Origin of the sequence: Noviherbaspirillum sp., assembly GCF_035254685.1 — a bacterium.
In the GTDB taxonomy this organism is placed as follows: domain Bacteria; phylum Pseudomonadota; class Gammaproteobacteria; order Burkholderiales; family Burkholderiaceae_D; genus Noviherbaspirillum.
Map to the genome: position 1 here is coordinate 133962 of NZ_DATFAI010000010.1, position 18252 is coordinate 152213.

Annotated in this window: 17 protein-coding genes and 1 tRNA gene; 11 read left to right on the plus strand and 7 right to left on the minus strand. The window is 61.5% G+C overall.

From position 1 onward, the window contains the following. Positions 1-5: 5 nt before the first annotated feature. Together VJ698_RS02735 and VJ698_RS02740 are read right to left on the minus strand one after the other, a co-directional pair. Positions 6-629, minus strand: coding sequence for a DUF4136 domain-containing protein (locus VJ698_RS02735; RefSeq protein WP_324101125.1), 624 nt, complete (start codon positions 627-629; stop codon positions 6-8). Between the two features lie 84 nt (positions 630-713). Then, positions 714-1055 carry a hypothetical protein gene (locus tag VJ698_RS02740; protein ID WP_324101126.1) on the minus strand — a complete coding sequence of 114 codons (342 nt, stop codon included), beginning with the start codon at positions 1053-1055 and terminating at the stop codon, positions 714-716. A gap of 136 nt (positions 1056-1191) precedes the next feature. On the opposite strand from VJ698_RS02740, the gene pepN reads away from it, so the two are divergent. From pepN to VJ698_RS02770, 6 genes are all read left to right on the plus strand, one after another. Beyond that, on the plus strand, positions 1192-3861 hold the full coding sequence (pepN, locus tag VJ698_RS02745; RefSeq protein WP_324101127.1) for an aminopeptidase N: 2670 nt from the start codon (positions 1192-1194) through the stop codon (positions 3859-3861). Between the two features lie 16 nt (positions 3862-3877). After that, positions 3878-4879: a class 1 fructose-bisphosphatase gene (locus VJ698_RS02750; protein WP_324101128.1), complete on the plus strand. Its 1002-nt coding sequence runs from the start codon at positions 3878-3880 to the stop codon at positions 4877-4879. 154 nt (positions 4880-5033) lie between these two features. Continuing rightward, positions 5034-5109, plus strand: a tRNA-Thr gene (locus tag VJ698_RS02755). An 846-nt stretch (positions 5110-5955) separates the two neighbouring features. Then, positions 5956-6618 carry a nucleotide exchange factor GrpE gene (gene grpE / locus VJ698_RS02760; protein ID WP_324101129.1) on the plus strand — a complete coding sequence of 221 codons (663 nt, stop codon included), beginning with the start codon at positions 5956-5958 and terminating at the stop codon, positions 6616-6618. Between the two features lie 74 nt (positions 6619-6692). Continuing rightward, positions 6693-8639: a molecular chaperone DnaK gene (dnaK, locus tag VJ698_RS02765; protein WP_324101130.1), complete on the plus strand. Its 1947-nt coding sequence runs from the start codon at positions 6693-6695 to the stop codon at positions 8637-8639. 75 nt (positions 8640-8714) lie between these two features. Then, entirely contained in the window at positions 8715-8906 is a 192-nt protein-coding gene (locus VJ698_RS02770; RefSeq protein ID WP_324101131.1) for a DUF3460 family protein, read from the plus strand. Between the two features lie 53 nt (positions 8907-8959). Here the strand turns inward: VJ698_RS02770 and VJ698_RS02775 are convergent, their stop codons facing one another. Beyond that, positions 8960-9568 carry a nicotinamidase gene (locus VJ698_RS02775; protein ID WP_324101132.1) on the minus strand — a complete coding sequence of 203 codons (609 nt, stop codon included), beginning with the start codon at positions 9566-9568 and terminating at the stop codon, positions 8960-8962. Between the two features lie 213 nt (positions 9569-9781). Between VJ698_RS02775 and VJ698_RS02780 the strand changes: the two genes are divergently transcribed. Both VJ698_RS02780 and VJ698_RS02785 read left to right on the plus strand, forming a co-directional pair. Further along, positions 9782-11170, plus strand: a complete 1389-nt coding sequence (locus tag VJ698_RS02780) for a nicotinate phosphoribosyltransferase (RefSeq protein ID WP_324101198.1) — start codon at positions 9782-9784, stop codon at positions 11168-11170. Between the two features lie 70 nt (positions 11171-11240). Further along, positions 11241-11690 carry a CBS domain-containing protein gene (locus VJ698_RS02785; protein WP_324101133.1) on the plus strand — a complete coding sequence of 150 codons (450 nt, stop codon included), beginning with the start codon at positions 11241-11243 and terminating at the stop codon, positions 11688-11690. A 16-nt stretch (positions 11691-11706) separates the two neighbouring features. Here VJ698_RS02785 and VJ698_RS02790 read toward each other — a convergent pair whose 3' ends face one another. Further along, positions 11707-12675, minus strand: a complete 969-nt coding sequence (locus tag VJ698_RS02790; protein WP_324101134.1) for an acetyltransferase — start codon at positions 12673-12675, stop codon at positions 11707-11709. 16 nt (positions 12676-12691) lie between these two features. On the opposite strand from VJ698_RS02790, the gene VJ698_RS02795 reads away from it, so the two are divergent. After that, positions 12692-13744, plus strand: coding sequence for a ribose-phosphate pyrophosphokinase (locus VJ698_RS02795; protein WP_324101135.1), 1053 nt, complete (start codon positions 12692-12694; stop codon positions 13742-13744). On the opposite strand, the gene VJ698_RS02800 is transcribed toward VJ698_RS02795, so the two are convergent. From VJ698_RS02800 to VJ698_RS02810, 3 genes are all read right to left on the minus strand, one after another. Further along, entirely contained in the window at positions 13736-14752 is a 1017-nt protein-coding gene (locus tag VJ698_RS02800) for a hypothetical protein (RefSeq protein ID WP_324101136.1), read from the minus strand. The two genes, VJ698_RS02795 and VJ698_RS02800, sit on opposite strands and share 9 nt — an antisense overlap. Further along, positions 14739-15404, minus strand: a complete 666-nt coding sequence (locus VJ698_RS02805; RefSeq protein ID WP_324101137.1) for a phosphoribosyltransferase — start codon at positions 15402-15404, stop codon at positions 14739-14741. Before VJ698_RS02805 ends, VJ698_RS02800 begins: the two co-directional genes overlap by 14 nt. Before the next feature lie 71 nt (positions 15405-15475). After that, complete coding sequence (locus tag VJ698_RS02810; protein ID WP_324101138.1) at positions 15476-15958, minus strand: YbhB/YbcL family Raf kinase inhibitor-like protein; 483 nt, start codon at positions 15956-15958, stop codon at positions 15476-15478. A gap of 170 nt (positions 15959-16128) precedes the next feature. On the opposite strand from VJ698_RS02810, the gene ftsH reads away from it, so the two are divergent. Both ftsH and VJ698_RS02820 read left to right on the plus strand, forming a co-directional pair. Next, positions 16129-18021 carry an ATP-dependent zinc metalloprotease FtsH gene (gene ftsH / locus VJ698_RS02815; RefSeq protein WP_324101139.1) on the plus strand — a complete coding sequence of 631 codons (1893 nt, stop codon included), beginning with the start codon at positions 16129-16131 and terminating at the stop codon, positions 18019-18021. Beyond that, a complete protein-coding gene (locus VJ698_RS02820; protein WP_324101140.1) occupies positions 18018-18251 on the plus strand; it encodes a hypothetical protein in 234 nt (77 codons plus the stop codon). Before ftsH ends, VJ698_RS02820 begins: the two co-directional genes overlap by 4 nt. Position 18252 lies beyond the last annotated feature (1 nt).

The window sequence follows — 18252 nt, forward strand, 5'->3', positions numbered from 1 at the left end:
GACCGCTACTGCATTTTCAATTCGACTTGGTGCGGAACGCCGCTCTTGCCGGGGAAATCCGTGAATGCGGCGCGCACCATGTAAGGCATGACTGCCGCGAGAGATCCATTGGTGCCTTCGCTCACCACCGTCGTTTCATACAGCTGCTTTCCGTCCGACATGCGCGCGATGACGATGCGCAGGTGGCGCGTGTAGAGGCGATACTGGGAAACGCGCTGTTCCACCATGGGCGGGCCGTACCAGAACGGGTCGTAGAACGGCCCGTAATAGCCGCGCCAGGCCGGGCCGTACCAGTAGGGGTAGGGATAGGGATTGACGACGACCGGATAGACTTCACGCACGTCGCGGCTGTCGACGCTGTAGCCGAGGGAAACCTTGAGCGTTGGCGGTGTGGAGGGTGATGCCTCTGTAAAGCCGAGACGGTTCAGTTGTTCCCGGACCAGGTTCTCGTAATTGAGGTATTCGAGGTTATTGTTCTGCTCCTTGGTGCGTTCGAACACATAATGCTTGTCCGGCAGGCTGGCCGGCCATTCATGGAAGGTCGTCACATTGCTCTGGATCGTGGTGCCGCAGCCGCTAACCAGGATGGTCATTGCACCCATGACAACGGCGATCAGCCAGGCTTTCATTGATTTTCTCCAGCGTGCATTCTCTTCTTTTCGCCTTTCAGAATAGACAAGAGGCAAAGAAATTCCGTAAATTTTTGTAACGCTTCAGCGCGGGTTCTCGAAGAAGATATAGTTCGAGCCGAAGTCGCTGATTTCAAAATAGACCTTTTTTTCGCCGGGGTCAGCCACCATGTTCAAATTCTCGTCCAGCACGCCGTAGCCATAGCGATAGGAGCGCGGCCTGTTGTCATCAGTGCCCATCGCCGTGGAGATCTTGTCAATATGAATGAAACGCCGCACCAGCTTGTCGCCGGCATAAAACTCAAGCACGCCGTTCGTACCGGTCCAGTTCTGGATGTTGCGGCTGAGCTTGTTCTGTTGCTCCTGCGTACAGGCCGCGAGCAGCAATGCCGCTCCGGCCGCGAGTAATGCAAGTCCTGCTTTCATGCGATGGGCTCCTGCAGGTGCCTCGGCCTGCCAGCACGTCCGGCAGCCGGACGCCTATCGCAAGTCAATACACCCGCCATTCAACGGTTGGTAAAATACTAGTTTGCGCCATTTTCCCCTGATTCAAGCCCTCCCTATGCGTACCGATACTCCGCAGACGATTTATCGCAAGGATTACACCCCCCCGAGCTTTCTGGTCGATACGGTCGAAATGGGTTTCGACCTCGATCCGGAGGTGACGCGCGTCGCGACCCGCCTGACTATGCACCGCAATCCCGTCAGCCGCAGCAAGAGCCTGCTGCTGTACGGCGAAGCGCTGAGCCTGGTGCAGCTGCGCATGAACGGCAAGCAGCTGACCAAGCGCGGCTACACCCTTGGTCCCGGCAGCCTGGAAATCTTCAATCCGCCGGATCAGGTGATACTCGAAATCGAGACGGTCACGCATCCCAACCTGAACACCTCGCTGATGGGCCTGTACGTGTCCAATGGCAATTTCTTCACCCAATGCGAAGCCGAAGGCTTCCGCAAGATCACCTATTTCCCGGACCGTCCCGACGTGATGGCGAAATTCAAGGTGATGCTACGCGCCGACAAGGAAAGATATCCTGTCCTCCTGTCGAATGGCAACCTTGTGGAAGAGGGCGACCTCGGCGACGGCCGTCATTACGCCGTGTGGGAAGACCCATTCAAGAAGCCGTCCTACCTGTTCGCGCTGGTGGCCGGCAACCTGGTGCGCCAGGAAGAGAAGTACACCCTCAAGTCCGGCCGTGAAGTGGTGCTGCAGGTTTGGGTGGAAGAGGGCAATCTCGACAAGACCCAGCATGCGATGGATTCGCTCAAGAACAGCATCCGCTGGGATGAGGAACGCTTCGGCCTGGAGCTCGACCTCGACCGCTTCATGATCGTCGCCGTCAGCGACTTCAACATGGGCGCGATGGAGAACAAAGGCCTGAACATCTTCAACACCAAGTACGTGCTGGCCAATCCGCGCATCGCGACCGATACGGATTATGCCGGCATCGAATCGGTGGTCGGCCACGAATACTTCCACAACTGGACCGGCAACCGCGTCACCTGCCGCGACTGGTTCCAGCTCTCGCTCAAGGAAGGCCTGACGGTGTTCCGCGACCAGGAATTCTCCGCCGACATGATCGGCACCGACAGCGGCCGCGCCGTCAAGCGCATCGAGGACGTGCGCGTGCTGCGCCAGGCGCAGTTCCCGGAAGACGCCGGCCCGATGGCGCATCCGGTGCGCCCTGACTCCTATGTCGAGATCAACAACTTCTACACCGTCACCGTCTATGAAAAAGGCGCGGAAGTGGTACGCATGTACCAGACCCTGCTCGGCCGCGAAGGCTTCCGCAAGGGCATGGACCTGTACTTCCAGCGTCATGACGGTCAGGCGGTCGCCTGCAATGATTTCCGTGCCGCCATGGCCGATGCCAATGGCCGCGACCTGACGCAGTTCGAGAGCTGGTACAGCCAGTCCGGCACGCCGCGGGTGAAGGTGGAAACACAGTACGACGAAGCCGCGCAGGCCTACGCGATCACGCTGTCGCAAACCTGCCCGCCGACCCCGGGCCAGTCCGCCAAGGAATCGCTGCACATCCCGGTTGCCGTGGGCTTGCTCGACGGCAGCGGCAAGGACCTGCCGCTGCACCTGGAAGGCGCCGGCGATGCAGGCACAGCGCCGACAACGGTCGTGCTGGAACTGACGCAGCCGACGCAGACATTCCTCTTCACGCAGGTGCCGCAACGGCCCACGCCGTCCGTGCTGCGCAATTTCTCTGCACCGGTCATCCTCGATATCGAGTACACGGATGAAGAACTTGCCTTCCTGATGGCAAATGACAGCGACGCCTTCAACCGCTGGGAAGCAGGGCAGCGCCTCGCCATGCGCCGCATGCTCAAGCTCGCCTCCGCTGGGCTGGAGAACCATGCACTGAGCGATGCGGAGCTTGCGGAAAGTGTGCTCAACCAAGCGTTCCGCGCCACGCTTAACGACACGACGCTCGATCCGGCATTCCGCGAGCTCGCGCTCATCCTGCCGTCGGAAACCGTCGTGGCCGAGCAGATGGAGGTGATCGACCCGCACGCCATCCACGCCGTGCGCCAGTTCCTGCGTCGCTCGCTCGCCAGCGCGATGCGCGTCGACTGGGAGGTCGCGTACCAGTCCAGCCGCACGCCTGGCAGTTACAGCCCCGACCCGGAATCGGCCGGCAAGCGCGGGCTCAAGAACCTCGCGCTGGCCTACCTGATGGAACTCGACGATGTCGATGCCCACCAGCTCGCGCAGAACCAGTACGACCATGCCAACAACATGACCGACCGTATGGCTGCGCTCACCGCACTGGTGAACAGCAGCGCCCCGGGCAAGGTGGCGGCGCTGCAACGCTTCTACGAGGAATTCGAACAGGAAGCGCTGGTCATCGACAAATGGTTCTCGCTGCAGGCCACGGCGCGCACGAGCGACGTCAAGGCTGTGCGCCAGCTCATGAAACACCCGGCGTTCACGCTCAAGAACCCGAACCGCGCGCGCAGCCTGATCTTCAGTTTCTGCAACGCCAACCCCTCGCAGTTCCACGCCACCGACGGCAGCGGCTACGAATTCTGGGCCGAGCAGGTGATCGCCCTCAATGCCATCAACCCGCAAGTCGCCGCCCGCCTCGCGCGCAGCCTCGACCGCTGGCGCAAGTACGCGCCGGCCCTGCAGGAAAAGATGCATGCCGCTCTGAAGAAGGTTGCGGAAACCAAGGGTTTGTCGAAAGACGTGCTCGAAGTCGTGTCCAAGTCCCTCTCCAACTAACTCACTGGAATAACCTATGAAAAGAATCAGCCTCACGCAGCACCTTGTTGAAGAGCAGCGCCTGCATAACAGCATTCCGGCTGAATTGCGCCTGTTGATCGAAGTGGTCGCACGCGCCTGCAAAACCATCAGCCATGCGGTCGGCAAGGGAGCGTTGGGCGAGGTTCTCGGCAGCGCAGAAAGCGAGAACGTGCAGGGCGAGGTGCAGAAGAAGCTGGACATCCTGTCCAACGAAATGCTGCTCGAAGCAAACGAGTGGGGTGGTCACCTTGCGGCGATGGCCTCCGAGGAAATGGAAACCATCCATCCGATTCCGAACCGCTATCCGAAGGGCGAATACCTGCTGCTGTTCGATCCGCTCGATGGTTCGTCCAACATCGATGTCAATGTCTCGATCGGCACCATCTTCTCGGTGCTGAAAGCCCCGGAAGACATGAGCGAACCGACCGAGGAAGCCTTCCTGCAACCCGGCGCGAAGCAGGTTGCGGCAGGCTATGCCGTGTACGGCCCGCAGACCGTGCTGGTGCTCACCACCGGCGCCGGCGTGAACTGCTTCACGCTCGACCGCGAAATGGGCTCCTGGGTGCTCACGCACCGCGACATGAAGATTCCTGCAGAAACCAAGGAATTCGCGATCAACGCCTCCAATTCGCGCCACTGGTATCCGCCAGTCAAGCGTTATATCGACGAAATGCTCGCCGGCGAAACTGGCCCGCGCGGCAAGAATTTCAACATGCGCTGGATCGCCTCGATGGTCGCTGATGTGCACCGCATCCTCAATCGCGGTGGCGTCTTCATGTATCCGGCCGACGCGCGCGAACCGGAAAAGCCCGGCAAGCTGCGCCTGATGTACGAAGCCAACCCGATGGCCTTCATCGTTGAGCAGGCAGGCGGCGCGGCAACCAACGGCAAGCAGCGCATCCTCGACATTCAGCCGAAAAAGCTGCACGAGCGGGTGGCGGTGTTCCTGGGATCGAGGAGCGAAGTGGAGCGGGTGACGAGCTATCACTTCGAGTGAGCATCGTCGCGGATTCTCTGGAAACTTCGTGCAAATGTGGCAGCGCCGGGGTGCTTCGGCAAGCCACGATGCAAGGAAGAAGGGCTGAAGAAGCGAAAATGCCTGCCGGGTCCCTAGCGCAGTCGGAACTTTTCTTGTTAGAATACGCGCTTTCGCTGATGTAGCTCAGTTGGTAGAGCAACTGATTCGTAATCAGTAGGTCGGAGGTTCGACTCCTCTCATCAGCACCAGAAAATCAAGGGGCTAGCGTAATCGCTGGCCCCTTTTGCATTTCTGGTGCGCCGAAGGCTCGCCATTTGGCAGGACGTCAACCATCTCGGCAACCTCGGTCAACTGCCTTGGACTTCCTCGTGCTGCCAAATATCTCACTGACACAGTCGCATTCAGGTCCGCTGTCTCTGAAAATCCTTTCTCCCGTTCTCCCTGCGCCATGTCTTTCCGCTGGAAAGACGAATCCGAACGTGTTGCACTGCCTTGGTTATTGCACAGCGTAAAATCCAACTTGCGCGCAGACTGCTTCCAGGAAGACGCCGGCGTTCACATGGTTGCTTTTTTGCCAATCTAATTAAATGGCCCAACGTGAATCCGCAAGCACCGGCCTCGTCGGCTTGATGGTCAACATGAACGCGATTGCTTCGGCCAGTTTTACCGACATTTATGGCCGTTGAACATCATGAAGGGGGCCTTGTTGCCCTTCATTGCGTTCCTGGCTGCCACTCGCAGTCATTCCACGACAAATGGCCAAGGATGCGCTTGAGCGCACAGCATGTACATTGCGCGTGGTACCCCGTCTCTCCCGTCTCTGGCCGGCTGCCCCTTCACCAACTCCTCCAGTCAGTGTTGTGCGGCTCGTCGTTAATTCACCCGCCACCTGTGGTCCCGTCCATGCGCAAGAAGCCACGGCTTTGCGGCACGTAAAGCGGTAAAGCACCCTCCGCAATAAGCAAGCTTCCTCGCTGCCCGCGCATCGCTCGTGGTGCACGAATCATGATGCTTCGTTTTCTTGAACCGTGTCCGTCTTCCGATGTCACTCCTGTATCGAATCCCCATTTCTCATGTGCACAGGAGGATTTCACATGGAGACTCAGGAGAAATTTCGCCCGCAAGGGCAGGTAAGGCCCGGCGAACCGATCACACCTCCTTCGGAACCGGTCACGCCGCCGGGTGAGCCTGTCACTCCGTCCAGCGAGCCAGTCACACCGCCGCACGAACCATTCACACCGCCCACTGAACCCGCCACGCGCGGAGACGGGGCTGCTGATCCGGACAAGCAAGGGTTTGAACGGAAAATTGCCGAGACGAAAGCGCGTGCGGACGAATTGCAGGATGCGCTCCTGCGTGCAAGGGCTGAGGCGGAAAATCTGCGTCGTCGCACGCAGGACGATATTGCCAAGGCGCACAAATTCGCCGTCGAGGATTTCGCCGAAGCGCTGGTGCCGGTGAAGGACAGCCTGGAAGCGGCACTGAAGGTCGATACCGCATCCGTCGATTCATTCAAGCAGGGCGTGGAGATGACGCTGAAGCAGCTGTCGTCTGCCTTCGAAAAAAATCGCCTAACGGAGATCAGTCCCGATGCCGGGGAAAAATTCGATCCGATGAAACACCAAGCCATTTCCATGGTGCCGGCGAACCAGAGTGCGAACACGATCGTCAATGTCCTGCAGAAAGGCTACATGATTGCCGACCGTCTGTTGCGGCCCGCTCTGGTCACCGTCTCCGCCGAGAAGCAAGGCTCTTGAAAACACATGTCGGCTTTATATTCATAAGGGATCAATCAAAGGGAACAATTGTAATTACGTGAGAGGTAAGCATCATGGGCAAGATTATTGGCATTGACCTGGGTACCACCAATTCCTGTGTCGCGATCATGGAAGGCGGTCAGCCGAAAGTGATCGAGAATTCCGAAGGTTCGCGCACCACGCCTTCGGTCGTCGCCTATCAGGAAGACGGCGAAATTCTGGTCGGCGCACCGGCCAAGCGTCAGGCTGTGACCAACTCCAAGAATACGCTGTATGCGGTGAAACGCCTGATCGGACGCAAGTTCGATGAAAAGGAAGTGCAGAAGGATATCGGCCTGATGCCATACCAGATCATCCGGGCCGATAACGGTGATGCGTGGATCGAAGTGCGCGGCAAGAAGCTGGCGCCGCCGCAAGTGTCCGCGGAAGTGCTGCGCAAGATGAAGAAGACCGCCGAAGACTATCTCGGCGAGGAAGTGACCGAAGCCGTGATCACGGTGCCGGCTTACTTCAACGACTCGCAGCGCCAGGCGACCAAGGACGCCGGCCGCATTGCCGGTCTGGACGTGAAGCGCATCATCAACGAGCCGACCGCGGCTGCGCTGGCATTCGGTCTCGATAAGACCACCGGCGCCGAACACAAGATCGCCGTCTATGACCTCGGCGGCGGCACCTTCGACATTTCGATCATCGAGATTGCGGACATCAGCGGCGAGAAGCAGTTCGAGGTGCTGTCGACCAACGGCGATACTTTCCTCGGCGGCGAAGACTTCGACCAGCGCCTGATCAATTACATCATCGACGAATTCCGGAAGATCAACGGGATCGACCTGGGGAAGGATCCGATCGCGTTACAGCGCATCAAGAGCGCGGCGGAACGCGCGAAGATCGAGCTCTCCTCGACGCAGCAGACCGAGATCAATGAGCCGTACATCGCGATGGCGAACGGTGCGCCGGTGCACATGAACATGAAGCTCACGCGCGCCAAGCTCGAATCGCTGGTGGAAGACCTGATCCAGAACACCATCGAGCCATGCCGCATCGCGCTGAAGGATGCAGGCGTGAAGGCTTCCGATATCCACGATGTGATCCTGGTGGGCGGGCAGACGCGCATGCCGAAGGTGCAGGAGAAGGTGAAGGAATTCTTCGGCAAGGAGCCGCGCAAGGACGTCAACCCGGATGAAGCCGTGGCCGTCGGCGCTGCGGTACAGGGCTCGGTGCTGTCGGGCGAGCGCAAGGACGTACTGCTGCTGGATGTGACCCCGCTCTCGCTGGGCATCGAAACTCTGGGCGGCGTGATGTCGAAGATGATCGAGAAGAACACGACGATTCCGACCAAGTTCAGCCAGACGTTCTCCACCGCCGAAGACAACCAGCCAGCGGTCACGGTGAAGGTGTACCAGGGCGAGCGTGAGATGGCGAGCGGCAACAAGCTGCTGGGCGAATTCAACCTGGAGGGCATTCCGCCGGCACCACGCGGCATTCCGCAGATCGAGGTGACCTTCGACATCGACGCCAACGGCATCCTGCATGTCGGCGCGAAGGACAAGGCATCCGGCAAGGAAAACAAGATCACCATCAAGGCGAACTCCGGTCTGACGGAAGAGGAAATCAAGAAGATGGAGCGCGATGCCGAGCGTTACGCGGAAGAGGACAAGAAGCTGAAGGAACTGGCGGAAAGTCGCAACCAGGGCGATGCGCTGGTCCACACTACGCGCAAGGCATTGGAAGAGCATGGCGGCAAGTTGTCGGCCGGCGACAAGGAAAGGATCGAAGCGGCGATCAAGGACCTAGACGATGCCCTCAAGGGCAATGATAAGTCCGCCATCGATGCCAAGGTTGCTGCGCTGTCCACCGCTGCGCAAAAGATCGGCGAGGCGATGTATGCGGAAACGCAGGCGCAGCAGGCCGCCGGCGCCGCGGCCGCGGGCGAGCAGCAGCAAGCACAGCAGCAACAACAGCAACAACAGTCACAGCAGGAAGATGTGGTCGACGCCGAATTCAAGGAAGTCAAGAAGTAGCAGGCGAGTGCGGCGGGTTCGGCTGTGCGCCACCCGCCGTCCACGGAGCCGACATCCATGTGGAGGTGATCCACCATGAAGCACTTTCAGAACTACGAATCGGAATTTACGGAGTTCCTGCGCGACCTGAAGCAGGAACATCCGGATATTGACAAGCATCAGCGCGACGGTCGCAAGTTGCTGTGGGATAAGCCGCCGGTGCCGCCGGACGAACTGAAGCTGGCGATCAATTCGGAAGTCAAGCTGAAGCCTTACGTGTACGAGTAGCGTCGCAGCGTGCCGGCTGTAACAGTGGAGACAGCGGACACTGGGCCGGCTCTTCAGGACAGATGCATCGCCTGCGCCTGCTCGATGTCGGAAATGACGAGGGAACGCGCGCCTGATTGGCGCATTTCCATGATAGCGGTTTCGCCGTCGCCACGGCGCACTTCCACGGCGCGTGTGGCATCGAGAAGGAACGCGGTGTCGAAGCCTTCCCTGATGGCATCGATGACGGAATTCAACACGCAGTAATCAGTGGTGAGGCCGCCGATGAAGACACGCCTAATACCCGCGGCGCGCAGGCGGTCGGCGAGGTCTGTTCCTTCGAAGCCGGAATAGGCGTCCTTGTCCACGTCCTGCGCCTTGGAGATGATGATGGTGCCCTCGGGGAGCTGCAGTGCTGCGGGAAATTCCGCGCCATGACTGCCCGCAATGCAGTGTGGCGGCCAGATGCCGCCGTACGGCTTGAAGGAGCAATGGTTCGTCGGATGCCAGTCGCGTGTCGCGTAGATGGGCAGGCGCAGCTGGGTGAATAGCGCGATGTAGCGGTTGAGCACAGGAACCACTTCGTCTCCGCCGGCAACGGCGAGGTTTCCTCCGGGAAGGAAGTCGTTCTGCACATCGACGACCAGCAACGCATCGCCCGGGGTCAATTGCACTGGACGCATAAGCATTTCCTGGACATCGGGAGAGGATCTTCGTCTTGTGGAACAGGCAGGGACTTTCAGTTTTACGCTGCCCTGCATTGGAATCCTTGACCCAAATCAGGCGAAAGGTACCCCGGCCGGCTTTTTTTTCGGCGGGGATAGCGCTTCGATCCGTCGCAGAATAGACTGGAGTATGAGTTGAAACGTGTCGCCGTCCTTCCTTGCCCCGCCACCATGACACTCCATAGCGAAAGCGCGCTGCTGACGGATTTCTATGAACTCACGATGCTGCAGGCGTACTTCGCGCAGCAGATGAACGACACTGCGGTATTCGAATTCTTCGTGCGCCGCCTGCCCGAGCGGCGCAACTTCCTGATGGCGGCAGGACTCGAGCAGATCGTCTCTTACCTGACCGATCTGCATTTCACTGAAGACGATATTACGTGGCTGCGCGAGAGCGGCAGGTTCAGCGCGCCATTCCTCGAATCGCTGCGGGATTTCCGCTTTACCGGCGACGTGGACGCGATGCCGGAAGGCACGATCCTGTTCCAGGATGAGCCGATACTGCGCATCAGCGCACCGATGCGCGAGGCGCAGTTCGTTGAAAGCCGCGTGATGAACATGCTGCAGCTGGAAACCATGATTGCGTCCAAGGCCGTGCGCTGCGTGATGGTGGCGAACGGCAAGCGGCTCGTCGATTTCGGCCTGCGCCGCGCGCATGGTGCCGAAGCCGGCCTGCTGTCAGCACGCGCCAGTTACGTCGCCGGCTTCGATGCCACCGCCACCACCCTAGCGGGCGCGCTGTTTCGCATCCCGGTCTCGGGCACGATGGCACATTCCTACGTCCAGGCGCATGACTCTGAAACGGAGGCCTTCGCCGCCTTCGCGCGCGCCTTCCCCGACAACGCCACCTTGCTCATCGATACCTACGACACCGAAGCGGCGGCGCTGCAGGTGACGCGCCTCGCGCAGTGGCTGCAGGAAGAAGAGGGCATCCGGATCAAGGCGGTGCGCCTGGACAGCGGCGATCTCGGCACGCTCGCGTATCGCGTCAGGGAGATCCTCGATGCAGAAGACTGCCGCGCGATCGAGATTTTCGCCAGCGGCAATCTCGATGAATATGCAGTGCAGACATTGGTCGAAGGCGATGCGCCGATCGACGGCTTCGGCATCGGCACGCGCATGAACACCTCCGCCGATGCGCCTTTTCTCGACTGCGCCTACAAGCTGGTGGAATATGCCGGCCAGGCATGCCGCAAGCGTTCGCTCGGCAAGGTGAACTGGCCGGGCCGCAAACAGGTGTTCCGTCATTACGACGCGCACGGACTCATGCAGGGCGACCTGCTGGCGCTGCCGGATGAGGACGTGGGCGGCGAAGCGCTGCTGCGCCCGGTGATGCGCGGCGGCACGCTGTTGCAGGCATTGCCCACGCTGGCGGACATCCGCTCCCACGCGCGCGAGCAGCTCGCCCGCTTGCCGCCGTCTCTGTACAGCCTGGAACCCGCACCAAAATTCCCGCTGGAAGTGTCGCTCGGACTGCAGGCCCTGACGCGAGAGGTAGATGAGCGCCAGCGCCATCTCGCCGACAGCGACCGGCAGCGCTGGGGCGCGGAGGCGGGCTGAACGCGCTTCGAAATCCCCGGCGCAGCCGGCCGGGCCGCATATAGCCATTGTGGAAGCAAGGAGAAGCACTATGCCGATAGGCGAAATTTGCAACGTTGACGTCATATGCTGCGACGCCAGGGCGTCGGTATCCGAAGTGGCCAAGCTGATGCGCGAGCATCATGTCGGCGACGTGATCGTGACAGGCATGCAGGAGCAGGCCCGTGTGCCGCTCGGCATCGTGACCGACCGCGATATTGTGGTCGAGGCGGTGGCGCCGGGCATCGACCTGGACATGGTCACCGCCGGCGACGTGATGACCTCGCCGCTGATGACGGCCAGCGAAGCGGATGGCCTGTTCGAGACACTCGAGCTGATGCGCAGCCTGAAGGTGCGGCGGCTGCCGGTGGTGCGGGAAGACGGAACGCTGTTCGGCATCGTGACGGCAGATGATATCGTCAACCTCTTGTCGGTGGAACTGTCGATGGTGTCGCGGGTGATCATGAAGCAGCCGGACATCGAGCGGCGCGCGCGCAGGTAAGTGCCACGGTCACCGCTCAGGAAACGGTCTGCGGAAAAGCTTGCTCGAAGGCGTGGATGAAATCAGGCAGGCGGTCGCGCGGAAGGTCGGTGACGCCGGCAGCCGCCGCACGTCCACCGCCGGTATCGAACTGCTCGCACAGCAGGCGTGCGCCGCGCCGGGTGGTGAGCGGTGCGCGCACGCTGACGGTGAATCCCTCCTGCGGGTTCGGCGTCAGCACGGCGTGGGCACGGCGCGGATCCCTGTTCGCCAGCATGTTGGCGAATTCGCCGCGCACGCGCCGGCTCCATGCCGCATCCGGCAGCACGTGGATGCCGCCGCCCGGCAGCACGGTGTGCGGCTGCAGCTGGCAGGCGAGTTCGATGTCTTGCCGTCGTGCCTGCCTGAGCTGTTCGAAGACCGGCTCGGACTGCATGAATTCAAACGGGTCGTCGAATCGTTCGAGAATCGCATACAGGGAGGCAGGGTGGATCACGGGATCGCTGTCGATGTCTCCGTAGGCGTTGTAATTCAGGCATTCGCCGAGGTCCTGCAATGCCTCGATCTGCAGCGCATCCAGTGCAAGCGAGTGCGCCAGCGCACGCGCGGAGCGGCCGAAGTTGTCCCCGAATGCCGCCACGACAGCCCACCGCCGGTACCTGCCGCCGAGATAGCGGTCAACGATCATTCCTGTGCACACGGATGGCGCGAGGTCGATATGTGCCTCCAGGGCGGGATGGCGCGGAATGTCACCAGAGCCGTGATGATCGAAATACAGCACGCTGACGCCACCTTGCAACAGCGACATCACGGCCTCGCGATTGGTATCGAGCGAAATGTCGAGCGCCGTCACCGAGTCGCCCGCCTGGGCACGCACGCGCTGCAGGAGCGCAATTTCACGCTTGAGCCCGGTGATGCGCACGGAAGCGCGCGGTTCGGCGAGGCGCAGCTGGCGCAGCGCGCACATGCCGTCCGCGTCACCGTTGAAAACATCGTAATGAGCCATGTCAGGAGTGAAGTTTATGGTCAACCAGGTTACGCAAGGGGTATTGCAACAGGTGCCGCAACAGGTATCGCAACAGCCATACGCGCCGGCTGAGCTGCAGCTCTTCGCGCTGGAGCAAAGCAAGGGCTTCGGTGCCGCCGTGGCGGGCCATCTCGGCCTGGCGCTCAGTCCGCACGAGGAGCGCGAATTCGAGGACGGCGAGCACAAGGCGCGGCCGCTGGAAAGCGTGCGCGGGCGCGACGTGTTCGTGATCCATTCCCTGTACGGCGAGGAGCAACACAGCGGCAACGACAAGTTGTGCTGCCTGCTGTTCTTCATCGGCGCGCTCAAGGATGCGGGCGCCGCACGGGTCACCGCCGTCACGCCCTATCTCGCGTATGCGCGCAAGGACCGCAAGACCAAGCCGCGCGATCCCGTCACTACCCGCTATGTCGCGATGCTGTTCGAGGCGGTGGGCACAGATGCGGTGGTGACGATGGATGTGCATAATCTCGCCGCTTATCAGAATGCGTTCCGCTGCCACACCGAGAACCTGGAGGCGAACCCGCTGTTCGTCCGGCACTTCCTGCCGGCCATGCGCGGCGAGGACGTTGTCGTGGTATCTCCCGATGCCGGTGGCATCAAGCGCGCCGAGCTTTTCCGACAGCGTCTGTCGCGCGTGCTCGGCAGGCCGGTCGGGGCTGCGTTCGCGGAAAAGTATCGCAGCGGCGGCGTCGTGAGCGGCGAGATGCTGGTGGGCGATGTCGACGGCAAGCTGGCGCTGATCATTGATGACCTGATCAGCAGCGGCGGCACGATCGCCCGCACTGCGCGCGCCTGCCGGCAGCGCGGCGCGAAAACGGTGATCGCGGCGGCGACCCACGGCCTGTTCATGGCGGACGCCGAAACCGTGCTGGCCGACGCGGCGCTGGAGCAGATCGTGGTGGTCGATACCGTGCCGCCGCTGCGCGTGAGCGAAGGGCCGCTCAGGGAGAAGCTGCGCGTGCTCGACAGCACGGCCATGTTTGCCGACGCGATACGCAGGATGCATGAGGGCGGCTCCGTGGTCGATCTGCTGGAATCAGACTAAGCGTGCATGCGCCGCCTCCGCATGCGCTTCTGCCAGTTGCAGGTATTCCATCGCGCGGCGCGGCCACTCGGCGGAATAGCGGAACTGCTCTTCGAGCAGGTGGGAAATCGCGATGCGCGCGCGCAGGCAGGCACGCACGCTCTGGTAAAAGTGGATGACGGAAGGATCCGGCGCATCACCCGACAATTCCGTGTAGGTGCGCAGTAATCGCGCGCCATACTCCGGCTTGTCGAGCCGCTCGCATTCGAGCGCAAGAAAGGCCAGTTCGTCGAAGGTGTCCACCATCCTCAACTCGCGCGAGAATTCCAGGCAATCAATAATGGCCAGCCCGTTTTCCAGGCACACATGCTCGGCGCGCAGGTCGCCGTGACCTTCGACGACGCGTCCGTCATGCACGCGCGCATCAAGCAGATCACTGATGCGCTCCAGCCACGTCCTCTGCAGATTGCAGTGGGATTCGATGCGGCGCGCGGGCAGATGAAAGGCAGGCGTGCACAGGATCTCTTCGTTCTGCGCGATGTCGCGCTCGAAGCGGCGCCGGTATTCATCCGGGCCGCTGCGTACCGGCTCGCAACTGCGGTAGAAGCGCGCCAGCAGGGCGGCAATCCGCTGCATGTCGCTTTCCTGTGCCACGTTTGCCTTGATCATGTAATCCAGCATGCGGTGCGCGGGAAGGCGGCGCATCTTGACGAGCCAGTCGATGGCATCGCCTTCGCCGCCCAGCGCGAGGTGGTGTTGCGCATCGATCACGAGCGGCACGGCGGCGAGGTAGACATCCGGCGCCAGCCTGCGATTCAGCCGTACTTCTTCCTCGCAGAAAAAGCGCCGCGCTTCGAGCTTGCGGAAATCCAGCGGTCCGTAGTGCACGGGCTTCTTCAGCTTGTACGCATGGTCGTCGGTCAGGAATACCCAGGACATGTGAGTCTCGATCGCCTCCACGCGATACACAGGGTCCGGGTAGCTGCTCGGCTGCCGCAGGAACGCGAGTTTTGATTCAAGCGAGATCATGGTGCGTGCCTGCGCCGGCCTGTGACAGGATACGGATCACTTCCTCATCCTCGACCTGGCGGAAATCGCGGTAATACCTGCCGACGCTGCCCATGTGGATAAGGGGAAGGATGCATACGACCTTGTCCGCGAGCGGCTTGACGTATTCGAGGCTGTCGAGCGCTGCGACCGGCACCGCGCAGACGAGTTCGGCCGGTTCGCGGGCGCGGGTGGCATGCAGCGCGGCGATCATGGTGGCGCCGGTGGCAATGCCGTCATCGACCACGATCACGATGCGGCCCTTGGGGTCGATGGGCGGCCGGCAGGGCGTGTATCGTGCGCGCCGCTGCTTCAACACTTCCAGCTGGCGCTGCCTCTCCTCCTGCACGTAGCTGCGGCTCGCGCCGTATTGTTCGGCGTCAGGCGTCAGGTAGGTCCAGCCGGTCTCATCTACCGCGCCCAGCGCAAATTCCGGATCGTAGGGCGCGCCGAACTTGTGCACCAGCACGACATCGAGTTCACCGTCCAGTTCGTCCGCCAGCACCTTGGCCATCGGCAGCGCGCCGCGCGGAATCGCCAGCACGAGCGGATGGCGGCCACGATACTTCTCGAGGCGCTGCACGAGCATTTTTGCCGCCTGCACGCGGTCGTCGAACTGGTCAGGGAGATGCATGCGATTCCTCACTCGTTGCGCGCATTCGCTGCGCTGACTGAGCGTGATCCGGCAGCAGGTTGGCAGCAGTATTACTTGTGCTGCCCGCGCTGATAGGTCCCGATCAGTTCCGCATGGGCAATGATATGCCCGTGCATGGCCTTCTCGAGCTGCGCCTTGTCCGGCCTGTGAAGGTCAGGCAACAGCTTGTCGAGGGCGTAGAGCTTGTGGAAGTAGCGATGGCGTCCGATCGGCGGGCAGGGGCCGCCGTAGCCGGCTCGTTTCCAGTCATTCGTGCCTTCATGCGTGCCCGCCGGCAAGGCATGCGCAGACGCGCCTTGCGTCAGGCCGGTGGCATCCGGAGGAATGTTGTAGAGGACCCAGTGCACCCACGTCCTTTGCGGCGCGGCAGGGTCTGGCGCATCCGGATCGTCGACAATCAATGCGAGGCTTTTCGTGCCCGGCGGAAGGCCGGACCAGGACAGGGCCGGGGAGACGTCGCTTCCATCGCAGGTGTGCAACGCCGGTATGCTGCCGTTGGCGTCAAATGCTGGTGAGGTGAGAATCATGCTCATTGCTTTCCCTCCGTGCGCAAGGCCGATCCAGTTCATTCTATATCCGGATTTTTTCGTCCGCGTTGTCCGCCGCGGCGAGGCTGGAATTTCTTGATTACGGTCAAAGGCGAAGCGGCCCGGGGCAGTGTAAGTTGGCCGGAGGAGCCTGCGCGGCGCACCGGACAGCAACCATGCCAGAACCTGACAATAACAACACCAGGAAAGTCTTTCGCATACCGATCTGGTACCTGCTGCTTCTGCCGCTTGTCTTCCTCCTCATGCAGGCCCTGTTCCAGGGAGAGCGCACGCAGATTGCCTACAGCGATTTCAAGAACCTGCTGCAGGCGGGAAAGGTCAGCGAAGCGACGGTGGCGGATGACGTGATCAGCGGAACGCTGAAGAACGAGGGGCTGGATCAGATCCTTCCGCGGGAGAAGCTTGCGCAGATGCGCTGCAAGGCAGAGCGTGGCTGCGACTTCATCACGGTGCGCGTCGCCGATCCGCAACTGGTGGAGCAGATGCAGGACCAGGGCGTGCGCTTCACGGGCCAGCAGAAGAGCGAATGGTTTTCCACGCTGCTGTCATGGATCATTCCGCTCGGTCTCTTTTTCTGGATCTGGAACGGGATGGCAAAGCGCGCCGGCATGTCGTCCGTCTTCGATATCGGCAAGAGCAAGGCGCGAGTGTATGTCGCCAGCAAGACCGGCGTCACGTTCGGCGACGTGGCCGGCATCGACGAGGCCAAGGATGAGCTGATGGAAATCGTCGAGTTCCTGAAGAACCCGGAACGCTACCGGCGCCTGGGCGGAAAGATTCCGAAGGGCGTACTGATCGTCGGCGCGCCCGGCACGGGCAAGACGCTGCTGGCCAAGGCGGTCGCCGGCGAGGCGGGCGTGCCTTTCTTCTCGATCAGCGGCTCGGAGTTCGTGGAGATGTTCGTGGGCGTCGGCGCGGCGCGCGTGCGCGATCTGTTCGCGCAGGCGGAAGAGAAGGCGCCCTGTATCATCTTCATCGATGAGCTCGACGCGCTCGGCAAGGCGCGCGGCATCTCGGTCGTCAGCGGCGCCAACAGCGAGCAGGAGCAGACCTTGAACCAGCTGCTGGTGGAGATGGACGGCTTCGACACCAACAAGGGCGTGATCATCCTGGCCGCCACCAACCGGCCGGAGATCCTCGATCCCGCGCTGCTGCGTCCCGGCCGCTTCGACCGTCACATTGCGCTCGACCGGCCCGATCTCAAGGGGCGGGAAAGGATCCTGCAAGTGCATGTGAAGCATATCGTGCTGTCGCCGCAGGTCGATCTGTCGGTGATCGCGGCACGCACGGCCGGGTTCGCGGGTGCCGACCTTGCGAACCTGGTCAACGAGGCGGCGTTGCTCGCCGCGCGGCGCGGCAAGGACAGTGTCGAGATGGCCGACTTCGACGAAGCCATCGACCGCATCATCGCCGGCCTCGAAAAGAAGACCCGCGTGATGAATCCGAAGGAAAAGGAAACCGTCGCCTATCACGAGGCGGGGCATGCGCTGATTGCCGAGCTGCGGCCCAACGCCGACCACGTGAACAAGATCTCCATCATCCCGCGCGGCATCGCTGCGCTCGGCTACACCCAGCAGCAACCGACGGAAGACCGCTACCTGCTGAAGAAAAGCGAGCTGCTCGACAGGCTGGATGTCTACCTCGGCGGGCGCGTCGCGGAAGAGCTGGTCTTCGGCGACATCTCCACCGGTGCGCAGAACGATCTGCAGATGGCGACCGACATGGCGCGCCATATGGTGACGCAGTACGGCATGAGCGATCGACTCGGCATGGCCGCCTTCGAGGAAGCGCGCGCGGCTTTCCTGCATCCCGCCGCCGCGCAGGAAAGGAAGGGTTACAGCGAGAATACCGCGCAAGTGATCGACGCAGAGATCGGACGCCTGATTGAAGACGCGCACCAGCGCGTGAAGCAGACGCTGCTACGACAGCGCGAACTGCTCGACAGGCTGGCGCATGCCTTGCTTGAAAAGGAAACGCTGGACAGAGATGAGCTGCGAGCCTTGATGCAGGAAGTGCAGGAAAGGAAGGAATCGGCGGCGGGAGAATGATGGCAGCAGGTCTGGCTGCCGGTGAGATGTTTCCACGCTACATGGCGCAGGGCGGAGAGAAGAACTCTCTTCTCGCCGATGCACCAAGGACGTCGGGAAATCAACGATTCCCGTTCATCCGATTAACAACGCAAGCGATCCCGTGCTTGCGGATCGCGCTTTCCCTCATTCTTCCCATTCCCTTGGCGCTCCTGGCGCCTTGGCGAGAGAAAAAATGGTGTCAGGAATAAA

Bases quoted from the DNA above. Each gene is read 5' to 3' on its own strand.
- VJ698_RS02735 (WP_324101125.1), bottom strand. From the start codon at position 629: ATGAAAGCCTGGCTGATCGCCGTTGTCATGGGTGCAATGACCATCCTG.
- VJ698_RS02740 (WP_324101126.1), bottom strand. From the start codon at position 1,055: ATGAAAGCAGGACTTGCATTACTCGCGGCCGGAGCGGCATTGCTGCTC.
- pepN (WP_324101127.1), top strand. From the start codon at position 1,192: ATGCGTACCGATACTCCGCAGACGATTTATCGCAAGGATTACACCCCC.
- VJ698_RS02750 (WP_324101128.1), top strand. From the start codon at position 3,878: ATGAAAAGAATCAGCCTCACGCAGCACCTTGTTGAAGAGCAGCGCCTG.
- grpE (WP_324101129.1), top strand. From the start codon at position 5,956: ATGGAGACTCAGGAGAAATTTCGCCCGCAAGGGCAGGTAAGGCCCGGC.
- dnaK (WP_324101130.1), top strand. From the start codon at position 6,693: ATGGGCAAGATTATTGGCATTGACCTGGGTACCACCAATTCCTGTGTC.
- VJ698_RS02770 (WP_324101131.1), top strand. From the start codon at position 8,715: ATGAAGCACTTTCAGAACTACGAATCGGAATTTACGGAGTTCCTGCGC.
- VJ698_RS02775 (WP_324101132.1), bottom strand. From the start codon at position 9,568: ATGCGTCCAGTGCAATTGACCCCGGGCGATGCGTTGCTGGTCGTCGAT.
- VJ698_RS02780 (WP_324101198.1), top strand. From the start codon at position 9,782: ATGACACTCCATAGCGAAAGCGCGCTGCTGACGGATTTCTATGAACTC.
- VJ698_RS02785 (WP_324101133.1), top strand. From the start codon at position 11,241: ATGCCGATAGGCGAAATTTGCAACGTTGACGTCATATGCTGCGACGCC.
- VJ698_RS02790 (WP_324101134.1), bottom strand. From the start codon at position 12,675: ATGGCTCATTACGATGTTTTCAACGGTGACGCGGACGGCATGTGCGCG.
- VJ698_RS02795 (WP_324101135.1), top strand. From the start codon at position 12,692: ATGGTCAACCAGGTTACGCAAGGGGTATTGCAACAGGTGCCGCAACAG.
- VJ698_RS02800 (WP_324101136.1), bottom strand. From the start codon at position 14,752: ATGATCTCGCTTGAATCAAAACTCGCGTTCCTGCGGCAGCCGAGCAGC.
- VJ698_RS02805 (WP_324101137.1), bottom strand. From the start codon at position 15,404: ATGCATCTCCCTGACCAGTTCGACGACCGCGTGCAGGCGGCAAAAATG.
- VJ698_RS02810 (WP_324101138.1), bottom strand. From the start codon at position 15,958: ATGAGCATGATTCTCACCTCACCAGCATTTGACGCCAACGGCAGCATA.
- ftsH (WP_324101139.1), top strand. From the start codon at position 16,129: ATGCCAGAACCTGACAATAACAACACCAGGAAAGTCTTTCGCATACCG.
- VJ698_RS02820 (WP_324101140.1), top strand. From the start codon at position 18,018: ATGATGGCAGCAGGTCTGGCTGCCGGTGAGATGTTTCCACGCTACATG.